The sequence below is a fragment of the Nocardioides sp. NPDC127514 genome (assembly GCF_040302125.1).
In the GTDB taxonomy this organism is placed as follows: Bacteria; Actinomycetota; Actinomycetes; order Propionibacteriales; family Nocardioidaceae; genus Nocardioides.
Genome location: NZ_JBEORF010000005.1, coordinates 94,850 through 111,019, shown reverse-complemented (window position 1 = coordinate 111,019; position 16,170 = coordinate 94,850). Strand labels below are relative to the sequence as shown.

Sequence of the window (16,170 nt, the reverse complement as noted above, 5' to 3'; positions counted from 1 at the left end):
ACGCCGGTGCGGGCCCAAGGGACATGCCCTTGGGCCCGCACGGACGAGTCACCTCAGAGTTGGCTGATCACCGCCCGGGCGTCCCGCTGCAGCGCGGCACGAGCGTCGCCATCGGCGACGTTGAGCGAGCTGGCCGCCAGGTCGGCGTACTCCTGCAGCTGCGACCGCGCGGAGGCGTTGCGCCCGGCGTCGACATGCTTGGCAGCCTGCCTGAGCCGCTTCTCGAGGAGGCTCTCCCCGGCGGGCGTGATCTCGCCGGAGCGGGCGAGCCGCTCGGTCAGGGCGGTGAGCTCGGCCAACGAGGTGGTGGTCGTGAACGTCACCGTTCTCGTCGTCGCGTGTCCCGCCTTGTCGGTCGCGGTGATCTCGAGAGTGTGTGACCCGAGCGAGAGTCGCCACAGGGCGAGCTCGTCGCCGGTGACCGCGGCACCGTCCAGGGTCGCGGTCACGGACCCGACACCGGAGGTGGCGTCGGTGGCCGACCATGAGACATCCCCGGAGTTGCCGACCGTTGCACCGTCGGAGACACCGTCGACCGCGACCTGCGGAGCGGTCTTGTCGATCCGCACCACGACCTGTCCAACCTCGGAGACGTTGCCGCCGTTGTCGGTCGCGCGGTAGTGCACGGTCGTGACGCCTTCCGCGGACACCGTGAGCGGGTTGTTCGCGTTCTCCCAGGTCTGGCCGCCGTTGGTCGAGCGCTGCCGTGAGGCGACGGTGCCGTTGTCGGTCGCCGCTACCGCCACCGACACGTTCCCCGTCCACCAGCCGTTCTGCCCGGTCGGCTGCGCCGGGTTGAGCGTCGCGGAGACCGTGGGAGGCGTGACGTCGGCGAAGCCGTCGCCGACGAACCTGATCCGATCCAGGGTGACGCCGCCGGTGGAGGTCACGAACAGCTCGCCGCTGCCCGACGGCGCTCCGGTCAGGTCAGACGTCGTCTCGGACCAGTCCTCGCTGGCGACGTCGAACGAGGCGAACGGCGTCGCGTCGGCCGACCCCCATCGCAGCTCCACGGTGCCGGTGCCGCTGGCGCGCAGCTTGGCCGAGGTGATGCCGGCGAGGTTGACGGGCTTCCAGGAGAGCCAGTCGCCCGCATCGAGCGAGGTGACCTTCCGCAGGCCGCTCGCGGTGTCGTCCGGAGCGATGGCGACGCCTTCGGAGGCGTCGGCCCACTCGGCCTCCTGCGACTTCGGGTTGAGGATCATCGACACCTCGGACCGGGCCGCCGGCACACCGTTGGCACCATTGTCGGTGTAGCCGATGACGACGACTCCGTAGATGTTCTCCGTCTCGCCGTGCTCGGTGGCGTCGGCGGGCGTCGGGATCGCGAATCGGCACCCGGTCCCCTGGCTGAGCGGGTGGGCGTGGACGTCGTGCCCGAGGCCGAACGTCCAGGTCACCCGTGAGCACACCGTCGCGTCCCCGTCCTCGGCGTCGTCTGTCTTCACATCGAACGGCACCGCCTGACCCCAGTCGAAGAAGCCTCCCTCGGCCGGTGTGGCCACCTCGATCGTCGGCGCGACGTTGCCCACGCTGATCGAGGTCGAGGTGATGCCGCGACGACCCTCGGCGTCGGTGACCCGGAGCCGGGCGGTGTAGCGGCCGAGCTCGTCGTAGGTGTGCGACGTGGTCGCCCCGGTGGCGTCGAAGGTGCCGTCGCCGTCCAGGTCCCACTCGTAGGTGAGCGCACCGCCTTCAGGGTCGACCGAACCCGAACCGTCGAAGTCGACGGTCAGCGGCGCCGAGCTGCTGGAGATGGGGTCGGCGACGATGTCCGCGCGGGGCGCCTTGTTGCCGACGCTGTAGTCGATCCGATAGAGCCCGGCATCCGGGTTGGCGCGGAAGAAGCCATCACCGTAGTCGAGTACGTAGAGCGAACCGTCCGGCCCGAACTCGATGTCGATCGGGCTGTCGGTGATCGGCTGCCGATTCGTCTCGAGATCGGTGTTGGGCAGGAACTGCTCGATGTGCGAGACCGGGCCGCTTGGCCAGTCGACGGTGAACGCCGCCAGGTAGTCCTGGGAGAACTCGGCGAAGAACGCCTTGCCGTCCCAGTACTCGGGGAACTTCGTCGGCGAGGGGTTGTCCGCGTCGTAGTGGTACACCGGACCACCCATGGGCCCCTGGCCGCCCGCCGGACCGAAGTCGGTCAGCTCCGGCCACGGCTGGTGGGTGTTGTTGTCGCCGTAGTAGAGGGTCGCAGCCGTGGCCGGCGGAACGGTCGAGAGCCCCGTGTTCCACCGCGAGTTGTTCTCCGCGCCGGCGGCGCAGTCGAAGAAGTCCCCCGGTGTCGCCGTCTCGAAGTCCCACTCGTTGTAGTTGAACTGGTCGCCGGTGCAGTACGGCCAACCGCCGTTGACCGGCTCGTCGATCGCGGTCGTCTGCCACTCGACGTACCCCATCGGGCCACGCTCCGGGTTCGGGGCCCCGGCGTCCGGGCCGTAGTCGCCCCAGCTCACCGAGTCCGTGGCGGGGTCGACATCGATCCGGAACGGGTTGCGCAGACCCATCGCGAAGATCTCCGGTCTCGTGCCCTCCGTCCCGGGGGCGAAGAGGTTGCCCTCCGGAATGGTGTACGAGCCGTCCTCCTGGACCGCGACGCGAAGGATCTTGCCCCGCAGGTCGTTCGTGTTGCCCGCGCCGCGGCGGGAGTCGAAGCCGGGGTTGAACCCGGGAGCGTCGTTGTTGGGCGCGAACCCGTTCGCACCCGGGGTTCCGGCCGGGGTGTTGTCACCCGTGGCCAGGTAGAGGTTGCCCTGGTCGTCGAAGTCGACGTCGCCGGCGACGTGGCAGCACTGGCCGCGCTGCACCTCCACCTTGAGGATCACCTGCTCGGTCGCGAGATCCAGCTTGTCGGCGGCCTCGTCCCACTTCACCCGGGTGAGCTGGTTGTAGCCCTTCCACTGGTCCCAGTAGGCCTCGGTCTGACCGGCGGGCAGCGTGTTGGGCGCCGAGCCGGACGGCGTGGTCGTCGGGTAGGGGCCGGTCATGGTGCGCGGCGCGTAGTAGAGGTAGACCCAGCCCGAATCCTCGAAGTCCGGCGCGAGGGTGACCGTCTGCAGGCCGTCCTCGGAGTTGTTGTACGTCGCGATCGTGTTGACCACGCGAGTCGTACCGGCGTCGGGGTCGACGAGCCGGATGTCGCCGTTGCGCGCGGTGGTGAGCACGCGCCGGTCCGGCAGGACGGCCATGTCGATCGGCTCACCGGTGTCCTTGGTGAGAGTGACCTTCTCGTAGTTGGACCAGTCCAGGGCGAGGCCGGCCCCGGGCTCGGTGCCGTGGTCGACGCCGTCGTGGGCGGCAGCGGACGTCGCGAGTGCGAGCCCGGAGGTGAGAGCGAGTGCGAGCCCGGAGGTCACCGCGAGGAGTGATCGCCGGGCACGACGGCGGGGTACCCCACCGCCTGAGCTGTATGTGGGCATGACGATTCCTTGGAGAGCGAGGGCGAAAGAAGCCGGAGGAGGGCGTGCGAGCACGCCGGTGGCCGGAGCGCGACCCGGTGAGGGCGCGCTCCGGCGGTCAGCGAAGGGAGAGGCGGCGGCCGGTCAGCCGCGGAGCTCGTCCATGTTCTGGTAGCTCAGCTTGGCCAGGGCCAGGGACTGGCCCGGGTTCAGGGCCCCGCCGGGAGCGGTGTCCTGCTCCCACATCGGGTTGTGGTAGCCGCGCGCCGGCATGTCACCGAAGAAGGCCTGATAGTCGATGTCGCCCTCCCCGAACGGCGCCATCACGTAGCCGTTGGCCTGCGTCTCGTCCCTCTTGCCGTCCTTGGCGTGGAACAGCGGGAAGCGCATCGGCGCGGACTTGACGACCTCGAGCGGGTCGAAGCGGTCCTCGACGAGACTTCCGTCCGGGGCGGTGTAGGTGTGGTGCTTGTGCTGCGCGACGTGCGCCCAGTAGATGTCCATCTCCAGCGACACGTAGCCGGGGTCCGTGTTCGCCAGGAACCACTCCAGCCGGCGTACGCCGGATGACCGGGTCGGGCGGCCCAGCGCGTCGGTCGGCCCACTGTCCAGGAGGAAGCTGTACGCCACGTCGTGGTTGTGCGTGTAGAGCTTGAGCCCGTGCCGGGCGGCGCGCTCACCGAGGATGTTCCAGCGATCGGCCGCGGCCTGCCAGTCGGCGAGGTAGGCCGACCCGGTGGGATCGCTTCCGGTCCCGATGTGCCTCATCCCCAAGATGTTCGCGACCTCGCACGCCGCGTCGAACGCGGCCAGCGATGCATCGGTGATCGTGGAGGGAACCGACCCGTGGTTGCCCTCGGCCTCGAGACCGTTGTCATCGAGCCACGTCCGCAGCAGGTGTGCGCCCTCGACGTTGTTGACGTTGCCGCCGGGCGCGTTGGCGTTCTGGTTGTAGCCTGCGAACTCGATCTGCCGGTAGCCGATCTTCGACAGCTCCTCGAAGACCGCCTTGAACCCCGAGGCGTACGGACTGGTCGCCGGGTCGCGACTGATCGCGTCGCGCACCGTGTAGAGGATGATTCCGCGCCGCGGCCGCGGGATCAGCAGCGCATCGGCTGCGGCGGATCCGGCGAGAGGGACACCGCCGAGGGCGATTCCCGCCGCGGCCATGCCTGTTGTCGCCGCCAGCAGCTGCCGACGGTTGAGCCCGAGCTTGCGTGCGATAGCCGGAACCTCGTGGTTCGCGGCAGGGGTGGGACGGTTGCGCATCAGTGCTCCTTCGGGAGGGTGAAGCCAAGTGAGCCGCAACTGTGACCTGTGTCACGTTGTGCGATCGTCAACTTACGGTTCCCACGAAGCACCCGTCAATAGTTCAAACTGGTCATGCAAAAGTATGAAAGTATCTTTCGAAAGTCCGGTGAGGCCCTTAGCGGACTCCCCCATACGTCATCGCCCACTCGCGCCGTGAACCCATCCTGAAGCGTCATCCGCCGAAGCCGCCGTCGGCGGCGACGACCGAGCCGTTGAGCACCGCCCCGGCACGCGAGCAGGCATGCACCACGGTGGCGGCGACCTCGTCGGGCGTGAGCGGGCGGCGTAGGAGCTGGTGGGCGGCGAGGTCGTCCGGGCCGACCGCGTAGAGGTCGGCGGTCGCAGCGAGCATCGCGGTGTCGGTGGAGCCCGGCGAGACGGCGCAGGCGGTCACGCCCGTGCCGGCCAGGTCCGCGGCCAGGCCCCTCACCAGACCGATCACGGCATGCTTCGCGGCGTTGTAGGCGGCGAGGTGGAACAGCCCGCGCGAGCCCGCCGCCGAGGCGAGCGCGACGAACCGGCAGCCGCTGGGTTCGGGGCCGGCAAGCATCGCCGGGACGGCCGCCGTCGCGGTGTTCCAGACCCCGGCGACGTCGATCTGCCACTGCAGGTCGAGCGAGGTGTCCTCCCACAGCGGGCGCCCGCCGGCGATCACCGCCGCACCTGCGACCGCGACGTCGAGCCGACCCCACCTCACCTTCGCGGCATCGACCGCGGCGGTCAGCGCAGCCGGGTCCCGTACGTCACCGACGACCGGCTCGACCCGGCCGGCCGGGAGCGAGGCGACCAGGGTGTCCAGGTCGGCCTGCGTGGCCTGGGGATAGGCGGCGGGAGAGTCCTCCCCCGCGCACCAGTCGAGCGCGACGACGCGTACGCCCTCGGCCACCAGCCCACGCACCGTCGCCGCGCCGATCCCGCGCGCGGCGCCGGTCACCAGCGCGACCCGTGTCGTCTCGACAGTCATCGTGCCGCGGCTCTCATCCGGACCCTGCCACCGGCACGAGGACCGCGGAGTCGAGTCCGTTGCGGCGGACGGCGACCTGATCGCCCACCGCGGTGGCGATCAGGGGCAGCACCCGGATGGTGGCCGGGGTTCATGACGGTTCTCCTTCATCTCCGGCGGCAAGCGCCGCGGCTCGAGCGACGCACAACACATTAATGACACACAGCGCCGGGGGAACTGCAGCAGTCCACCTTTGGACGGCGAGCCCGTGCGGCTCTCGCCAGCCTCACCGCGCTAACCATCCGAACCTGGTTCGCTCCGCCTGTTGGCGTCGCGTACTTTCACGTCTCCTGGCGGTTCGCTCGACGTCTGCGAACGAACCTTGGCCTCCGTCACCTTCTGCTGGATCTCCGATGCAATCTCTTTGCTTCTCGACGGGCGCCCCGACGCAGTCGTCAGGTTTCCCTGTTGGATTGCCCAAGCCGTTACAGACGTCGCATCGATCATTACGATTTCTAGTCCCGTGGAGCCCGGCTCAACCCAAGCCACATCGGTCAAACTGATTCGCCGTCCTCCGAGGGGATTGATCACAACAAGATCGTCGCCGTCAATCCCGACCCAGGGGCGAAGAATGAACACCCACGACCCCGCGCCACCTACGGCGACGAATCCAGCGAACCAACCAATCGTCCATGCATCACGGGTAACAGCGAGCATGAATGAAATTATCAGGCAAAGCCACAAGTTTCCGCCGATCATGGCAAGTCGGCTAGTTCCCCACACAGGCGCACAGTTGTGCCGCAACCGTGCCCTCAGTAGTGGTTTCCCCGAGACCCAGCCGCTGGTATTTCTTAGCCCTTTACGGAGGCCAATTCTGATCAACCTATGCCCTCCGGAAGCAAACTGTAGCGCAGCAACACCTGAACCATGCGACTGCTACTCGAGACGTCCGTAGTCAGCGAAATTGCCTCCGTTTACCGACAAGCTGATCCCGCAGCACGGTTGTCCTTCGAAGTTCTACTCGAAGCCAGTCAGGCGTCCTCCGCAACGTTGGCCAGCGCAACTCCTTCACGACCCACACCACCATCAACACCCAGAACACAGCGCCCGCAGCAGCAACGGTGTCCGGCGCGTCGGTTAGCAGATCGGCAACGCCCATGAGGGATCCGCCAACGAACATGAGGCCACTCGGAAGGGCAGCGAAGCACCCTTTGACGAACTGGCCGGAGTCTCGGTTGATGGCCTGGCGAACCACTGGACTTCCTCTGCGGAACGCCCAATGCCAAATGAAAGTCAGCAAGGCAAGTACAGTCGAACCCGCAGTGAATAACCCGTCTACGAAAGGGTCGCCATTGCCAATCATGTGACTCCTCCGTTAGTACCAGCTGTTAATCTCGTCGGCGGCCTTACCACCAGCCCACGCCCCAACCCCACCGCCAAGGACACCTCCGACCGGTGCACATACCTCGACGAGGGGTCCGCACAATGCTCCGAGCGATGCCCCGGCACTAGCGCCGGCAGTCGATCCCGCCACACCCAAGACAGCATTGGTACCACCCTTCGTCCAGCGTTTCGATGTCGGCTGCTTCCCGGTGCCCGCAAAGGTGGTTTCGAAACCTCGCCGCCACGGCCTCACCGTTGAAGGTGTAGTACCGCTGCCCGATCACCACGTCACCATCCACCGTGACCTCCTGACCACCCGGCAGGTACAGGGTCGCCTTCCCATCCTGCTTCCGCGCCAACCTGTCGCCATCAGCGGTGTAGGTGCACTCGGAGGTCTTACCGTCCTCGATGGCTGCGAGGGGACCCGGGATCCACAGGAGATCATCGGTATGACCGATTGCCATATACAACCGCACGCAACTCGTGGTCACTCTTCATCAACTCGTGCAACCACCGCGGCGTCCTGGACAAGGTTGGCCGCTGAAACTCCTTGAATGCCCAAATACCACATGAAATTGCGACCGCAATGAAGGGAAGGTACGGCCAAGGAATAACCGGAGGTTCCGGCCGAAATATCCAGTCGACAAGACCTAACGAAAAGCCCGCCCCAAAGGCCATCCCCCCCGGAAGCGCGGAGAAACCCCATAGCACGTGCACCCCGCGCATGTGTCCGGAATGATGCCACCGCGCCTCCGGCTTCCCCAGTCGGAACGACAGGTGTGCGATAAACAGCAGAATACTGAACGACGCACACCCTACAAGAACTAGTGTCGGGAATGGTTCACGTTCGATACTCCACGACAAAATCTCTTCTCGCAGCATCACCACTGCCGATCTCCCCACTTACCGAGTTCCGTGCCGAGATAGCCACCGGCGGTGCCGCCGGCGATAGCGAGTCCAGTTGAGCAGGCCGGCACACCCGGTGCACATAGCAGCCCTAGTGCTGCACCGGTGGCCCCGAAACCGAAAGTCAACCCGCCTGTTATCGCCATTTCTACCCCGATCTTTACCCCACTCGACTCCGGCTTTTTACTGTCGCCGAATTGATCGTACATGCCCAATCCGAAACTCAAAGCGCCCCCGCCTCTGGCCATCCACTTGGCGATCTTAAGCGAACGTGCGGTGTCTGTCTTAGCCGCGCTGAGGCGGTTCGTCCCCTTCCCGTAGCCCGCGTCTTCCAACTTTTCAGCGCGTCCGCGGGGGCGGGGCCCTTTCGACCTGGGTAGTCAGTGAGAGCGTCATCAAGGTCTGTCGCACGATACTTTTCCCACTTTTCCTGAGTCGTCATCCATGCCCCTACCCCAGTCCTGGGGTTGACCTGCTTCCACAGCTCGGCCATGACCGCAGCTGACCGCTGCTCGCTTTTTGCTTGTGCCTGGGCACGGAGTTTGCTCTGAGCCGCGGCCGCCTGCCGAGCACGAGAGGACGACGACCCGTACGAGGAGCCACCACCGCTGGCGTAGGTCTTCACGATCGTCGCGACCTTGGTCACCACGGACACGACCCACGGGTTGGAGTCCTCGGACTCCAGCTGCCGCAGCCAGGCGTCGACCTCGCTGACCCGGAAGTGCAGGCATCGGCCGACCTTGAACCCGCGCGGGCCGCGGCCCTTGTTGGGCAGGTCGTAGGGCGCCTGGACCGAGACGCCGAGGTGCTCGGCGATCTGGGCCAAGATAAGGACCGGCTCGATCGAGCGGTCGTCTCGACCAGACTCGATTGGCCGGCAGTAGCAGCGATGGAGGTGGTGTTGGCGTGAGTGTTCATGCCAGTCAGGTGCGCCAGTCCAACCAGGCGATTCGAGACGTGTCGAGGCACCCGCTGAGACTCGATCCGCGGGCAACGTACGCTCCGGACTTTATGACCGCCAAATGGCTACAGGCCATGTTCGGCTCCTATTGCTAGGACTCGAACATGGCCTGTGACCAGGTGTTTCGGTGGAGGTGAGGGGACTCGAACCCCTGACCCTCTGCATGCCATGCAGATGCGCTACCAGCTGCGCCACACCCCCGTGGCGTTGTCCCGGTTGATCACCCCGGGCAACGAGAAGAACAGTAGCGGAATGCTCCCGCGATCACGAAATCGGGGTGCCCATTCCGTACGTCGCGAGTCGCCAGGGCGCCGACGGGATGAGTCCGTGGGCGGACTCCCGGGCGGTGAGCTCGATCCAGGCGCAGTTCGTCAGCGGGGCGAGGGTGGTGACGACGGACGGGTCCCAGCCGAGGAAGGCGGCCAGGCCCTGCCGGATGGCACCGCCGTGAGCGACGACCACGACGGTCTCGCCGGGCGCGACGGTCCCGGCGACGTCGTGGAGCGCGCCGCTGAAACGTGCCGCGACCGTGGGCCAGGACTCCCCGCCGTAGGGCTCCCAGCTGGCCGGCATCTCACCGAAGCGCTCGAGGATCTGGGCGCGGTTCATCCCTTCGGCCTCCCCCGCGCAGACCTCCCGCAGCCGCGGGTCGTACGCGGCCTCGAGACCGGTCTCCTCGGCGACGTACGCAGCGGTCTGCCGGGCCCGCATCAGGTCCGAGGAGACGAGGCGGGTGACGGCGAAGGTCGTCCCGAGAGCGCGAGCTGCGGCCTTGGCCTGCTGGTGGCCGGTCTCGGCCAGCTCGATGTCGGTCTGGCCCTGGTAGCGGCCGTCGGCGTTCCAGCCGGTGACTCCGTGGCGGAGCAGGATGAGGCGACGGATCTCCGCAGGCTCGACCACCGGACCTCAGCCCTCGGAGACGATGTCGGCGGGCAGCGAGATCGAGGGGCAATCACGCCAGAGCCGCTCGAGGGCGTAGAACTGGCGCTCCTCCTCGTGCTGGACGTGGACCACGATCTCGCCGTAGTCGAGCAGCACCCAGCGCCCCTCCTTGTGCCCCTCGCGGCGCAGCGGCTTGGAGCCGAGGTCGCGGAGCTTCAGCTCGACCTCGTCCACGATCGACTGCACCTGCCGCTCGTTGGGGGCGGAGGCCAGCACGAAGGCGTCGGTGATGGCCAGCTGGTCGCTGACATCGAAGGCCAGGATGTGCCCGGCCTTCTTGTCCGAGGCCGCCCGGGCGGCGGTGATGGTGAGCTCGATGGCGTGCTCGGTCGCGGTCATACGCGGTCCTTATTGTGGAGAGACGTGGATTGAGGGGCCCTGGGTTCCCTGGGCCGGTAGAGGTCGTGCTTGCCGATGTACTGCACCACGCCGTCGGGGACGAGATACCAGACCGGCTCGCCACGGCGACGCCGCTCGCGGCAGTCGGAGGAGGAGATCGCCAGAGCGGGGATCTCGAGCATGGTGATGCGGTCGGAGGGGATCTTCGCGATGACCTCGGGATCCATGGCGTAGCCCGGGCGCGTGCACCCCACGAACTGGGCGAGCTCGAAGAGCTCGTCGGTGTCGCGCCAGGTGAAGATGTCGGCGAGTGCGTCGGCCCCGGTGATGAAGTAGAGCTCGGCGTCAGGAAGCGCCTTGGCGAGGTCGCGCAACGTGTCGCGCGTGTAGGTGCGGCCGGCTCGGTCGATGTCGACCCGGCTCACGGTGAAGCGCGGGTTGGCGGCGGTCGCGATGACCGTCATCAGGTAGCGGTGCTCGGCCGGCGAGACATCCCGGTCGGCCTTCTGCCACGGATCGCCCGTCGGCACGAAGACGACCTCGTCGAGGTCGAAGAACGACTGCACCTCGGAGGCCGCCACCAGGTGGCCGTGGTGGATGGGATCGAAGGTGCCACCCATCACCCCGACGCGGCGCTTGCCGGTCAGGCCCTCCAGACCTGGCTCGGGCGCTCCCCCGCTGCCCATCGGATCAGCGCTCAGGAGTGCTCACGGCCACCGGCGAACCAGACCAGGACCAGGAGCGCGAAGACCAGGATCGCCAGGGCGCCGCCACCGATGACCCACTCGATGCCAGAGGTGCCGTGCTCGGCCCCGTGCTCAGCGGAGGTGATGATGCTCGACACAACAGAGTTCGACATGGCGCACAGATTACCTTGTGGCTGCTGCCGCTAGCGCACGTGCCCGTCCCCGGTGACCACATACTTCGTCGAGGTCATCTCGGGCAGACCCATCGGGCCCCGGGCGTGCAGCTTCTGGGTGGAGATCCCGATCTCCGCGCCGAAGCCGAACTCGCCGCCGTCGGTGAACCGCGTCGAGGCGTTGACCATGACCGCGGCGGAGTCGACGGCGGCGGTGAACCGCCGGGCGGCGCCCAGGTCCTCGGTCAGAATCGCCTCGGTGTGACCGCTCGACCAGCGCCGGATGTGGGCGATGGCGGCGTCGAGGTCGGGTACGACCGCGGCGCTGATCTTCAGCGCCAGGAACTCGGCCGCGTAGTCCTCGTCGGTGGCGGGCTCGACGAGGTCGTACGCCTGGAAGGCCTCGTCGCCGTGGATCTGCACCCCACGCTCCTGCAGGGCAGGGACGATCATGGGCAGGAACTCCTTGGCGATGTCGGCGTGCACGAGCAACGACTCGGCGGAGTTGCACACGCTGGTGCGCTGGGTCTTGGAGTTGATGACGATCGAGACCGCCTTCTCGAGATCGGCGGCCTTGTCGACATAGACGTGTACGTTGCCCACCCCGGTCTCGATGACCGGCACCGTCGACTCCTCGACGACGCTGCGGATCAGCCCGGCGCCACCACGCGGGATGAGCACGTCGACCAGACCGCGGGCACGCATCAGCGCCTTGACCGAGTCGTGGCCCTCGCCGGGGACGACCTGGATCACGTCGGCCGGGAGACCGACGGAGACGACGGCGTCGCGCAGCACCGCGGCGATCGCCACGTTGCTGGACGCGATGTTGGAGGAGCCGCGCAGCAGCGCCGCGTTGCCGGACTTCAGGCAGATCCCGGCCGCGTCCACGGTCACGTTGGGTCGCGCCTCGTAGATCATCCCGACCACACCGAAGGGCACCCGCACCTGACGCAGCTCGAGGCCGTTGGCGAGGGTGCTGCCGCGTACGACGTCTCCGACGGGGTCCGGGAGCGCGGCGAGCTCGCGGAGCGCGGCGGCGATGCCGTCGAGACGCTCCGGGGTCAGGGTGAGGCGGTCGATGATGTTGGCCGGGCTACCCGAGCCCTCGGCACGGGCGACGTCGTCCGCGTTGGCCTCCAGCACCTCGTCGGCCCGCGCCAGGAGGGCGTCGGCCATCGCGTGCAGCGCCGCGTCCTTCACGCTGCGCGGCGCGACCGCGAGCTCGTAGCTCGCCTCTCGTGCCTTCGCCGCCACCTCTCGGATCACTGCCTCTGCACTCATGCGAGAAAGCCTATGCCGTCGGCGGCACGCGGCCATCACCCTTTCGCCGTGCGGACCGCAGGGTCGGGGTCAGTCCTCGTCACCGAGGCCCAGCAGCACGCCGAGACCTCCGAGCGGGTCGAACGGGCTCTCGGACGGCTCCGGCGTCGCCATCGGCTCGCCGCTCCCCGATCCGGAGGCCGAGGGCCGGACCTTGCGCGGCGCCTTCACCGGCGTCGGCTCGGGCGCGCCCGTCGGTCGCGTCGAGGGCGACCTTCGCCTGTCCTGCTTCGCCGCAGCGGACGGCGAGGTGCTCGCCGCAGGCTCGGACTCGGTCATCGCCGGGTAGTCCACCGGCGGCCGGTAGGACTTCCGGACGTACGCGATCCCCGATGTCGCACCTGCGAACAGCGCCGACAGCACGAGCGCCGAGATCCAGGGCGTCCAGCCACACCACCAACTTCCGGCGGGGCCCCGAGCCCCGTCGAACTCACTCACTCCCACAACCATCCCCCAGGTTGCGCCGGCACCGTCCGGCGCGCTCCGATCCTAGCCGCGATCGGCGCCCTCCGGGGCGGTGTGGACATCCCCGGATCGGGCGATCTCGAGCAGGAGGTCGTGTGCCCGGGCGGCCACCGGATTGGCGGTACGCCGCGCCCCGAGCTCGACCAGCGCGACCAGGTCCGCGGCGCGGGCCAGCTCGAGAGCATCCGTGGCACTGCCCCCACGCACCGCGACGTAACCCTCCAGCACCCCTGAGACGTACGCCTCCCCGCGATCGAAGCGCACCAGGTTGCCGAGGTCGGCGAACGGTGAACCGGCGTGGGCGAACTCCCAGTCCAGCACCGCGCGGACGCGTAGCGTCTCCGGGTCCACGATGAGGTTCTTGGGGTTGAGGTCGCTGTGCACCAGGCTCGCCCGGGAGACCGTGTCGAGCAGGTCCTGGGCGTCGGCGGCCACGTCCCGCAGACCGTCCAGGTCGGCCGCTGACCAGTCGAGACGCTCGGCGTACGACTCGACCCACTCGGTCAGGTCCAGGGCGAACGCCTCGACCCGCAGGTCCTTGTCGGCGAAGGTCCCGGCGGTCAGGAAGGGCATCCCGGCCAGGGTGCCCGCGACCCCTCCGAAGCCACGCCCGAGCCTGCCCTGCTGCGCCTCGTCCAGGTCGGGGAGCAGCAGGTCGCCGCGTACGCCCTCGACGAACTCGGTCACCAGCAGCGCGGGCGTGCCCGTGGCCGGGTCGGCGCGGCGTACCTCCAGGACGTCCGGGACCGGGACGAGGCCCCGCACCAGACGGTGCAGGGCCTCGTGGACCTCCGCGGCCTGCGGGTGGTGGCGCGGGTCGGCGAAGACCCGCACGACCGACCTCTCCCCGCCTGCCTCTGCCAGGAACGTCTCGCCCGACCAGCCGCCGTCGAGCGGCCGAAGGCCCCCACCGAGTTCACCGAAGCTCACCCGGCGAGGGTAGCGGCCCGACGGTCAGGCGCAGGGGCGGGTCTTCGGCTCCAGGTAGATGCGGTGCGTGGCCCGCGGGCTGTCCCACATCTTGTTGAACCGGGCGGTGTAGGCGGTGTAGTAGCTCTTCGAGGTGAACCGGAAGGTGACCTCGTCGTTGCTGAACGACGGCGGCGACCAGTTCTCCGAGCCGGTCCAGACGCTGTAAGTGCCCCGGTCCGCGTAGCGGCCGTTGACGCTCATCCACTTGTAGTGGGAGTAGCAGCGCGAGCCGTAGACGATGTTGTCGCCGCTGGTCGACTTCTTCTGGCCCCAGTCCCAGGCGGCGTCGCGCGCCGGGATGCCGACCGCCCTCAGCTTGCGGTAGACCACGTTGCTGGTGACCGAGCCGATCACCCGGACCACGCAGCCGCGCTTCTTCAGCCGGACGACCTCGTCGGCAATGCGCTCGCCACGGCGGCCGTACCAGGCGTACATGTGGATCCGCAGGATCGTCTTGCCCTTGGTGCCGTATCCGCTGGGCGCGCTGCAGCCGATCAGGCGCAGCCGGTCGATGACCCGGTCGCCGGTGCCGCGGGCGTAGATCTCGTCGCTGGTCGTGCCTGGACGCGTGCGCTGGAAGCCGACGGAGGTGCCGCCACCGGACCACGACACGTAGCGCGGCGTGGCCTTCTTGTCGGCCTTGAGCTCGTTGAACATCCGCAGCCAGGTCTGCCACAGGCTGTCGTTGGCGTAGATCGTCTGGGCGTCGTTCCACTGCGAACCGGCCGCGCCGCCACCGAGGTTGCCGGAGCTGTTGATGATGACGTTGCGCTTGGCGCCGATCTGGGTGAACGAGTGGATCTTGATGTGCAGGTTGCCGGTGTCATAGCCGCGGCAGGCGCCGGCGCAGCCGTAGATGAAGCTCGGCCGGGAGCGCCTGGTGCCGAGCTGGGCGGCCAGGTTCCGTTCCCCGCTGCTCCACATCTTCCGGTTGACCAGGATCTGCACGTGCACCCCACGCTTGTGCGCGGCGATGAGGTGCTTGACGGTGTCGGCGCGGTCCAGGTTGTAGGTGACGAACCGGATGTAGGAGCCCTTGGCCGCGTAGCGGATGCTGTTGTTGATCCGGTGGACGATGAAGTTGCGCTGCGTCGCGTCGCCGGTCGGGTTGTTGAAGAACGGCCCCGCCGGCGGCGTCCAGGTCGCCGCGGTCGCCGGTGTCGAGACCACGGACATCGTCGCGATGACCATGGCCGCCACGCAGCCAGCCACAGCCGAAGCGATCGAGATCTTCCGGGTCGTCCTCGACCTCAGCGCATTCACCCACATGCGGCCGGACTATACCCAGCGACGTATGGCCCGCAACGACAATTCCCAGAACAAGATGCCAAACCGAAAGAAACCCGCCTCCGAGCCGTGCTCGGAGGCGGGTTTTCGGGACGTACGTCACACCGTGATCAGCCCTTGGCCGCCTTCACAGCCTCGGTGACGGCGGGGAGGACGGTGTGCAGATCGCCCACCACACCGAAGTCGACGAGCTCGAAGATCGGTGCCTCCTCGTCCTTGTTGACCGCGACGATGGTCTTCGAGGTCTGCATACCGGCACGGTGCTGGATCGCACCGGAGATCCCGTTGGCCACGTAGAGCTGCGGGGAGACGGTCTTACCGGTCTGGCCGACCTGGAAGGTGTGCGGCATCCAGCCGGAGTCGACCGCGGCACGCGAGGCACCGACAGCGGCACCGAGCGCGTCGGCGAGACCCTCGACGGCGGAGAAGTCACCGCCGGTGCCACGACCACCGGAGACCACGATCGCGGCCTCGGTGAGCTCGGGACGCCCGGAGGCCTTACGCGGCTGGGAGGCCACGATCTGGGCGGTCTTGGCGGCGTCGGAGATGGTCACCTCGAACGGGGTGACTGCGGCGGCGCCGGCCTTCTCGACCGGAGCGGCCGAGTTGGGCTTGACCGTGATGATCGGGGTGCCCTTGGTGACCTTGCCCTTGACCGTGAAGTTGCCGGCGAAGACCGACTGGGTCGCCACACCGGACTCATCCAGGTCGACCGCGTCGGTGATCAGACCGGAGTCGAGCTTGATCGCCAGACGAGCGGCGACCTCCTTGTTCTCCGCGGAGGAGGGCAGCAGGATCGCGGCCGGGGAGGCGGTGCCGGCCAGCTGCGCGAGCGCCTCGGCCTTCGGGGCCACCAGGTAGCCCTTGATCTGGGCGTCGTCGATGACGTACACCTTCTCGGCGCCGTAGCCCTTCACGGCCTCCGCGGCACCAGCGGCACCGTCGGCGCCACCGATGTAGACAGCCGACGGCTCGCCGAGCTTGGCGGCCAGGGTGAGCAGCTCGTAGGTCGGCTTCTTGACCTGACCACCCACGTGGTCGATGAGAACGAGAACTTCAGCCATGATTCAGAATCCTTCCC

The 16,170-nt window shown here is 68.0% G+C and carries 14 protein-coding genes and 1 tRNA gene; all 15 read right to left on the bottom strand.

The genetic code is table 11. The features are described from left to right. Positions 1–53: 53 nt before the first annotated feature. The 15 genes from ABTX24_RS05540 to ABTX24_RS05470 all read right to left on the bottom strand — a co-directional run bounded on the left by ABTX24_RS05540 (position 54) and on the right by ABTX24_RS05470 (position 16,153). Positions 54–3,422 (bottom strand): PQQ-dependent sugar dehydrogenase, encoded by a 3,369-nt coding sequence (locus tag ABTX24_RS05540; protein ID WP_350837978.1) that lies wholly within the window; start codon positions 3,420–3,422, stop codon positions 54–56. 123 nt (positions 3,423–3,545) lie between these two features. After that, a complete protein-coding gene (locus ABTX24_RS05535; protein WP_350837976.1) occupies positions 3,546–4,670 on the bottom strand; it encodes a sugar phosphate isomerase/epimerase family protein in 1,125 nt (374 codons plus the stop codon). 214 nt (positions 4,671–4,884) lie between these two features. Continuing rightward, on the bottom strand, positions 4,885–5,676 hold the full coding sequence (locus ABTX24_RS05530) for a mycofactocin-coupled SDR family oxidoreductase (protein ID WP_350837974.1): 792 nt from the start codon (positions 5,674–5,676) through the stop codon (positions 4,885–4,887). A gap of 273 nt (positions 5,677–5,949) precedes the next feature. Next, entirely contained in the window at positions 5,950–6,414 is a 465-nt protein-coding gene (locus tag ABTX24_RS05525; protein ID WP_350837972.1) for a hypothetical protein, read from the bottom strand. A gap of 749 nt (positions 6,415–7,163) precedes the next feature. After that, positions 7,164–7,502, bottom strand: coding sequence for a hypothetical protein (locus ABTX24_RS05520; protein ID WP_350837970.1), 339 nt, complete (start codon positions 7,500–7,502; stop codon positions 7,164–7,166). 1,531 nt (positions 7,503–9,033) lie between these two features. After that, a tRNA-Ala gene (locus ABTX24_RS05515) sits at positions 9,034–9,106 on the bottom strand. 63 nt (positions 9,107–9,169) lie between these two features. After that, positions 9,170–9,805, bottom strand: coding sequence for a histidine phosphatase family protein (locus ABTX24_RS05510; RefSeq protein WP_350837968.1), 636 nt, complete (start codon positions 9,803–9,805; stop codon positions 9,170–9,172). 6 nt (positions 9,806–9,811) lie between these two features. Next, on the bottom strand, positions 9,812–10,186 hold the full coding sequence (gene rsfS / locus ABTX24_RS05505; RefSeq protein ID WP_091047921.1) for a ribosome silencing factor: 375 nt from the start codon (positions 10,184–10,186) through the stop codon (positions 9,812–9,814). Then, positions 10,183–10,872 (bottom strand): nicotinate-nucleotide adenylyltransferase, encoded by a 690-nt coding sequence (gene nadD, locus ABTX24_RS05500; protein ID WP_350837966.1) that lies wholly within the window; start codon positions 10,870–10,872, stop codon positions 10,183–10,185. The genes rsfS and nadD overlap by 4 nt, the downstream gene beginning before the upstream one ends. Positions 10,873–10,883: 11 nt before the next feature. Then, entirely contained in the window at positions 10,884–11,045 is a 162-nt protein-coding gene (locus ABTX24_RS05495; RefSeq protein WP_160027856.1) for a hypothetical protein, read from the bottom strand. A gap of 30 nt (positions 11,046–11,075) precedes the next feature. Continuing rightward, positions 11,076–12,326 (bottom strand): glutamate-5-semialdehyde dehydrogenase, encoded by a 1,251-nt coding sequence (locus ABTX24_RS05490; protein ID WP_350837964.1) that lies wholly within the window; start codon positions 12,324–12,326, stop codon positions 11,076–11,078. A gap of 69 nt (positions 12,327–12,395) precedes the next feature. Next, entirely contained in the window at positions 12,396–12,803 is a 408-nt protein-coding gene (locus ABTX24_RS05485; RefSeq protein WP_350837962.1) for a hypothetical protein, read from the bottom strand. Between the two features lie 51 nt (positions 12,804–12,854). Continuing rightward, positions 12,855–13,760 (bottom strand): phosphotransferase family protein, encoded by a 906-nt coding sequence (locus ABTX24_RS05480; protein WP_350837960.1) that lies wholly within the window; start codon positions 13,758–13,760, stop codon positions 12,855–12,857. A 24-nt stretch (positions 13,761–13,784) separates the two neighbouring features. Then, positions 13,785–14,993 carry a phospholipase D-like domain-containing protein gene (locus ABTX24_RS05475; protein WP_350838108.1) on the bottom strand — a complete coding sequence of 403 codons (1,209 nt, stop codon included), beginning with the start codon at positions 14,991–14,993 and terminating at the stop codon, positions 13,785–13,787. A gap of 206 nt (positions 14,994–15,199) precedes the next feature. Beyond that, complete coding sequence (locus ABTX24_RS05470; protein ID WP_160027846.1) at positions 15,200–16,153, bottom strand: electron transfer flavoprotein subunit alpha/FixB family protein; 954 nt, start codon at positions 16,151–16,153, stop codon at positions 15,200–15,202. Between the last annotated feature and the right edge of the window lie 17 nt (positions 16,154–16,170).

Excerpts from the sequence above, each read along its gene's own strand:
- ABTX24_RS05530 (WP_350837974.1), bottom strand. The coding sequence starts at position 5,676 with ATGACTGTCGAGACGACACGGGTCGCGCTGGTGACCGGCGCCGCGCGC.
- nadD (WP_350837966.1), bottom strand. The coding sequence starts at position 10,872 with ATGGGCAGCGGGGGAGCGCCCGAGCCAGGTCTGGAGGGCCTGACCGGC.
- ABTX24_RS05495 (WP_160027856.1), bottom strand. The coding sequence starts at position 11,045 with ATGTCGAACTCTGTTGTGTCGAGCATCATCACCTCCGCTGAGCACGGG.
- ABTX24_RS05540 (WP_350837978.1), bottom strand. The coding sequence starts at position 3,422 with ATGCCCACATACAGCTCAGGCGGTGGGGTACCCCGCCGTCGTGCCCGG.
- ABTX24_RS05525 (WP_350837972.1), bottom strand. The coding sequence starts at position 6,414 with ATGATCGGCGGAAACTTGTGGCTTTGCCTGATAATTTCATTCATGCTC.
- ABTX24_RS05475 (WP_350838108.1), bottom strand. The coding sequence starts at position 14,993 with ATGGTCATCGCGACGATGTCCGTGGTCTCGACACCGGCGACCGCGGCG.
- ABTX24_RS05470 (WP_160027846.1), bottom strand. The coding sequence starts at position 16,153 with ATGGCTGAAGTTCTCGTTCTCATCGACCACGTGGGTGGTCAGGTCAAG.
- ABTX24_RS05490 (WP_350837964.1), bottom strand. The coding sequence starts at position 12,326 with ATGAGTGCAGAGGCAGTGATCCGAGAGGTGGCGGCGAAGGCACGAGAG.
- rsfS (WP_091047921.1), bottom strand. The coding sequence starts at position 10,186 with ATGACCGCGACCGAGCACGCCATCGAGCTCACCATCACCGCCGCCCGG.
- ABTX24_RS05535 (WP_350837976.1), bottom strand. The coding sequence starts at position 4,670 with ATGCGCAACCGTCCCACCCCTGCCGCGAACCACGAGGTTCCGGCTATC.
- ABTX24_RS05520 (WP_350837970.1), bottom strand. The coding sequence starts at position 7,502 with ATGGCAATCGGTCATACCGATGATCTCCTGTGGATCCCGGGTCCCCTC.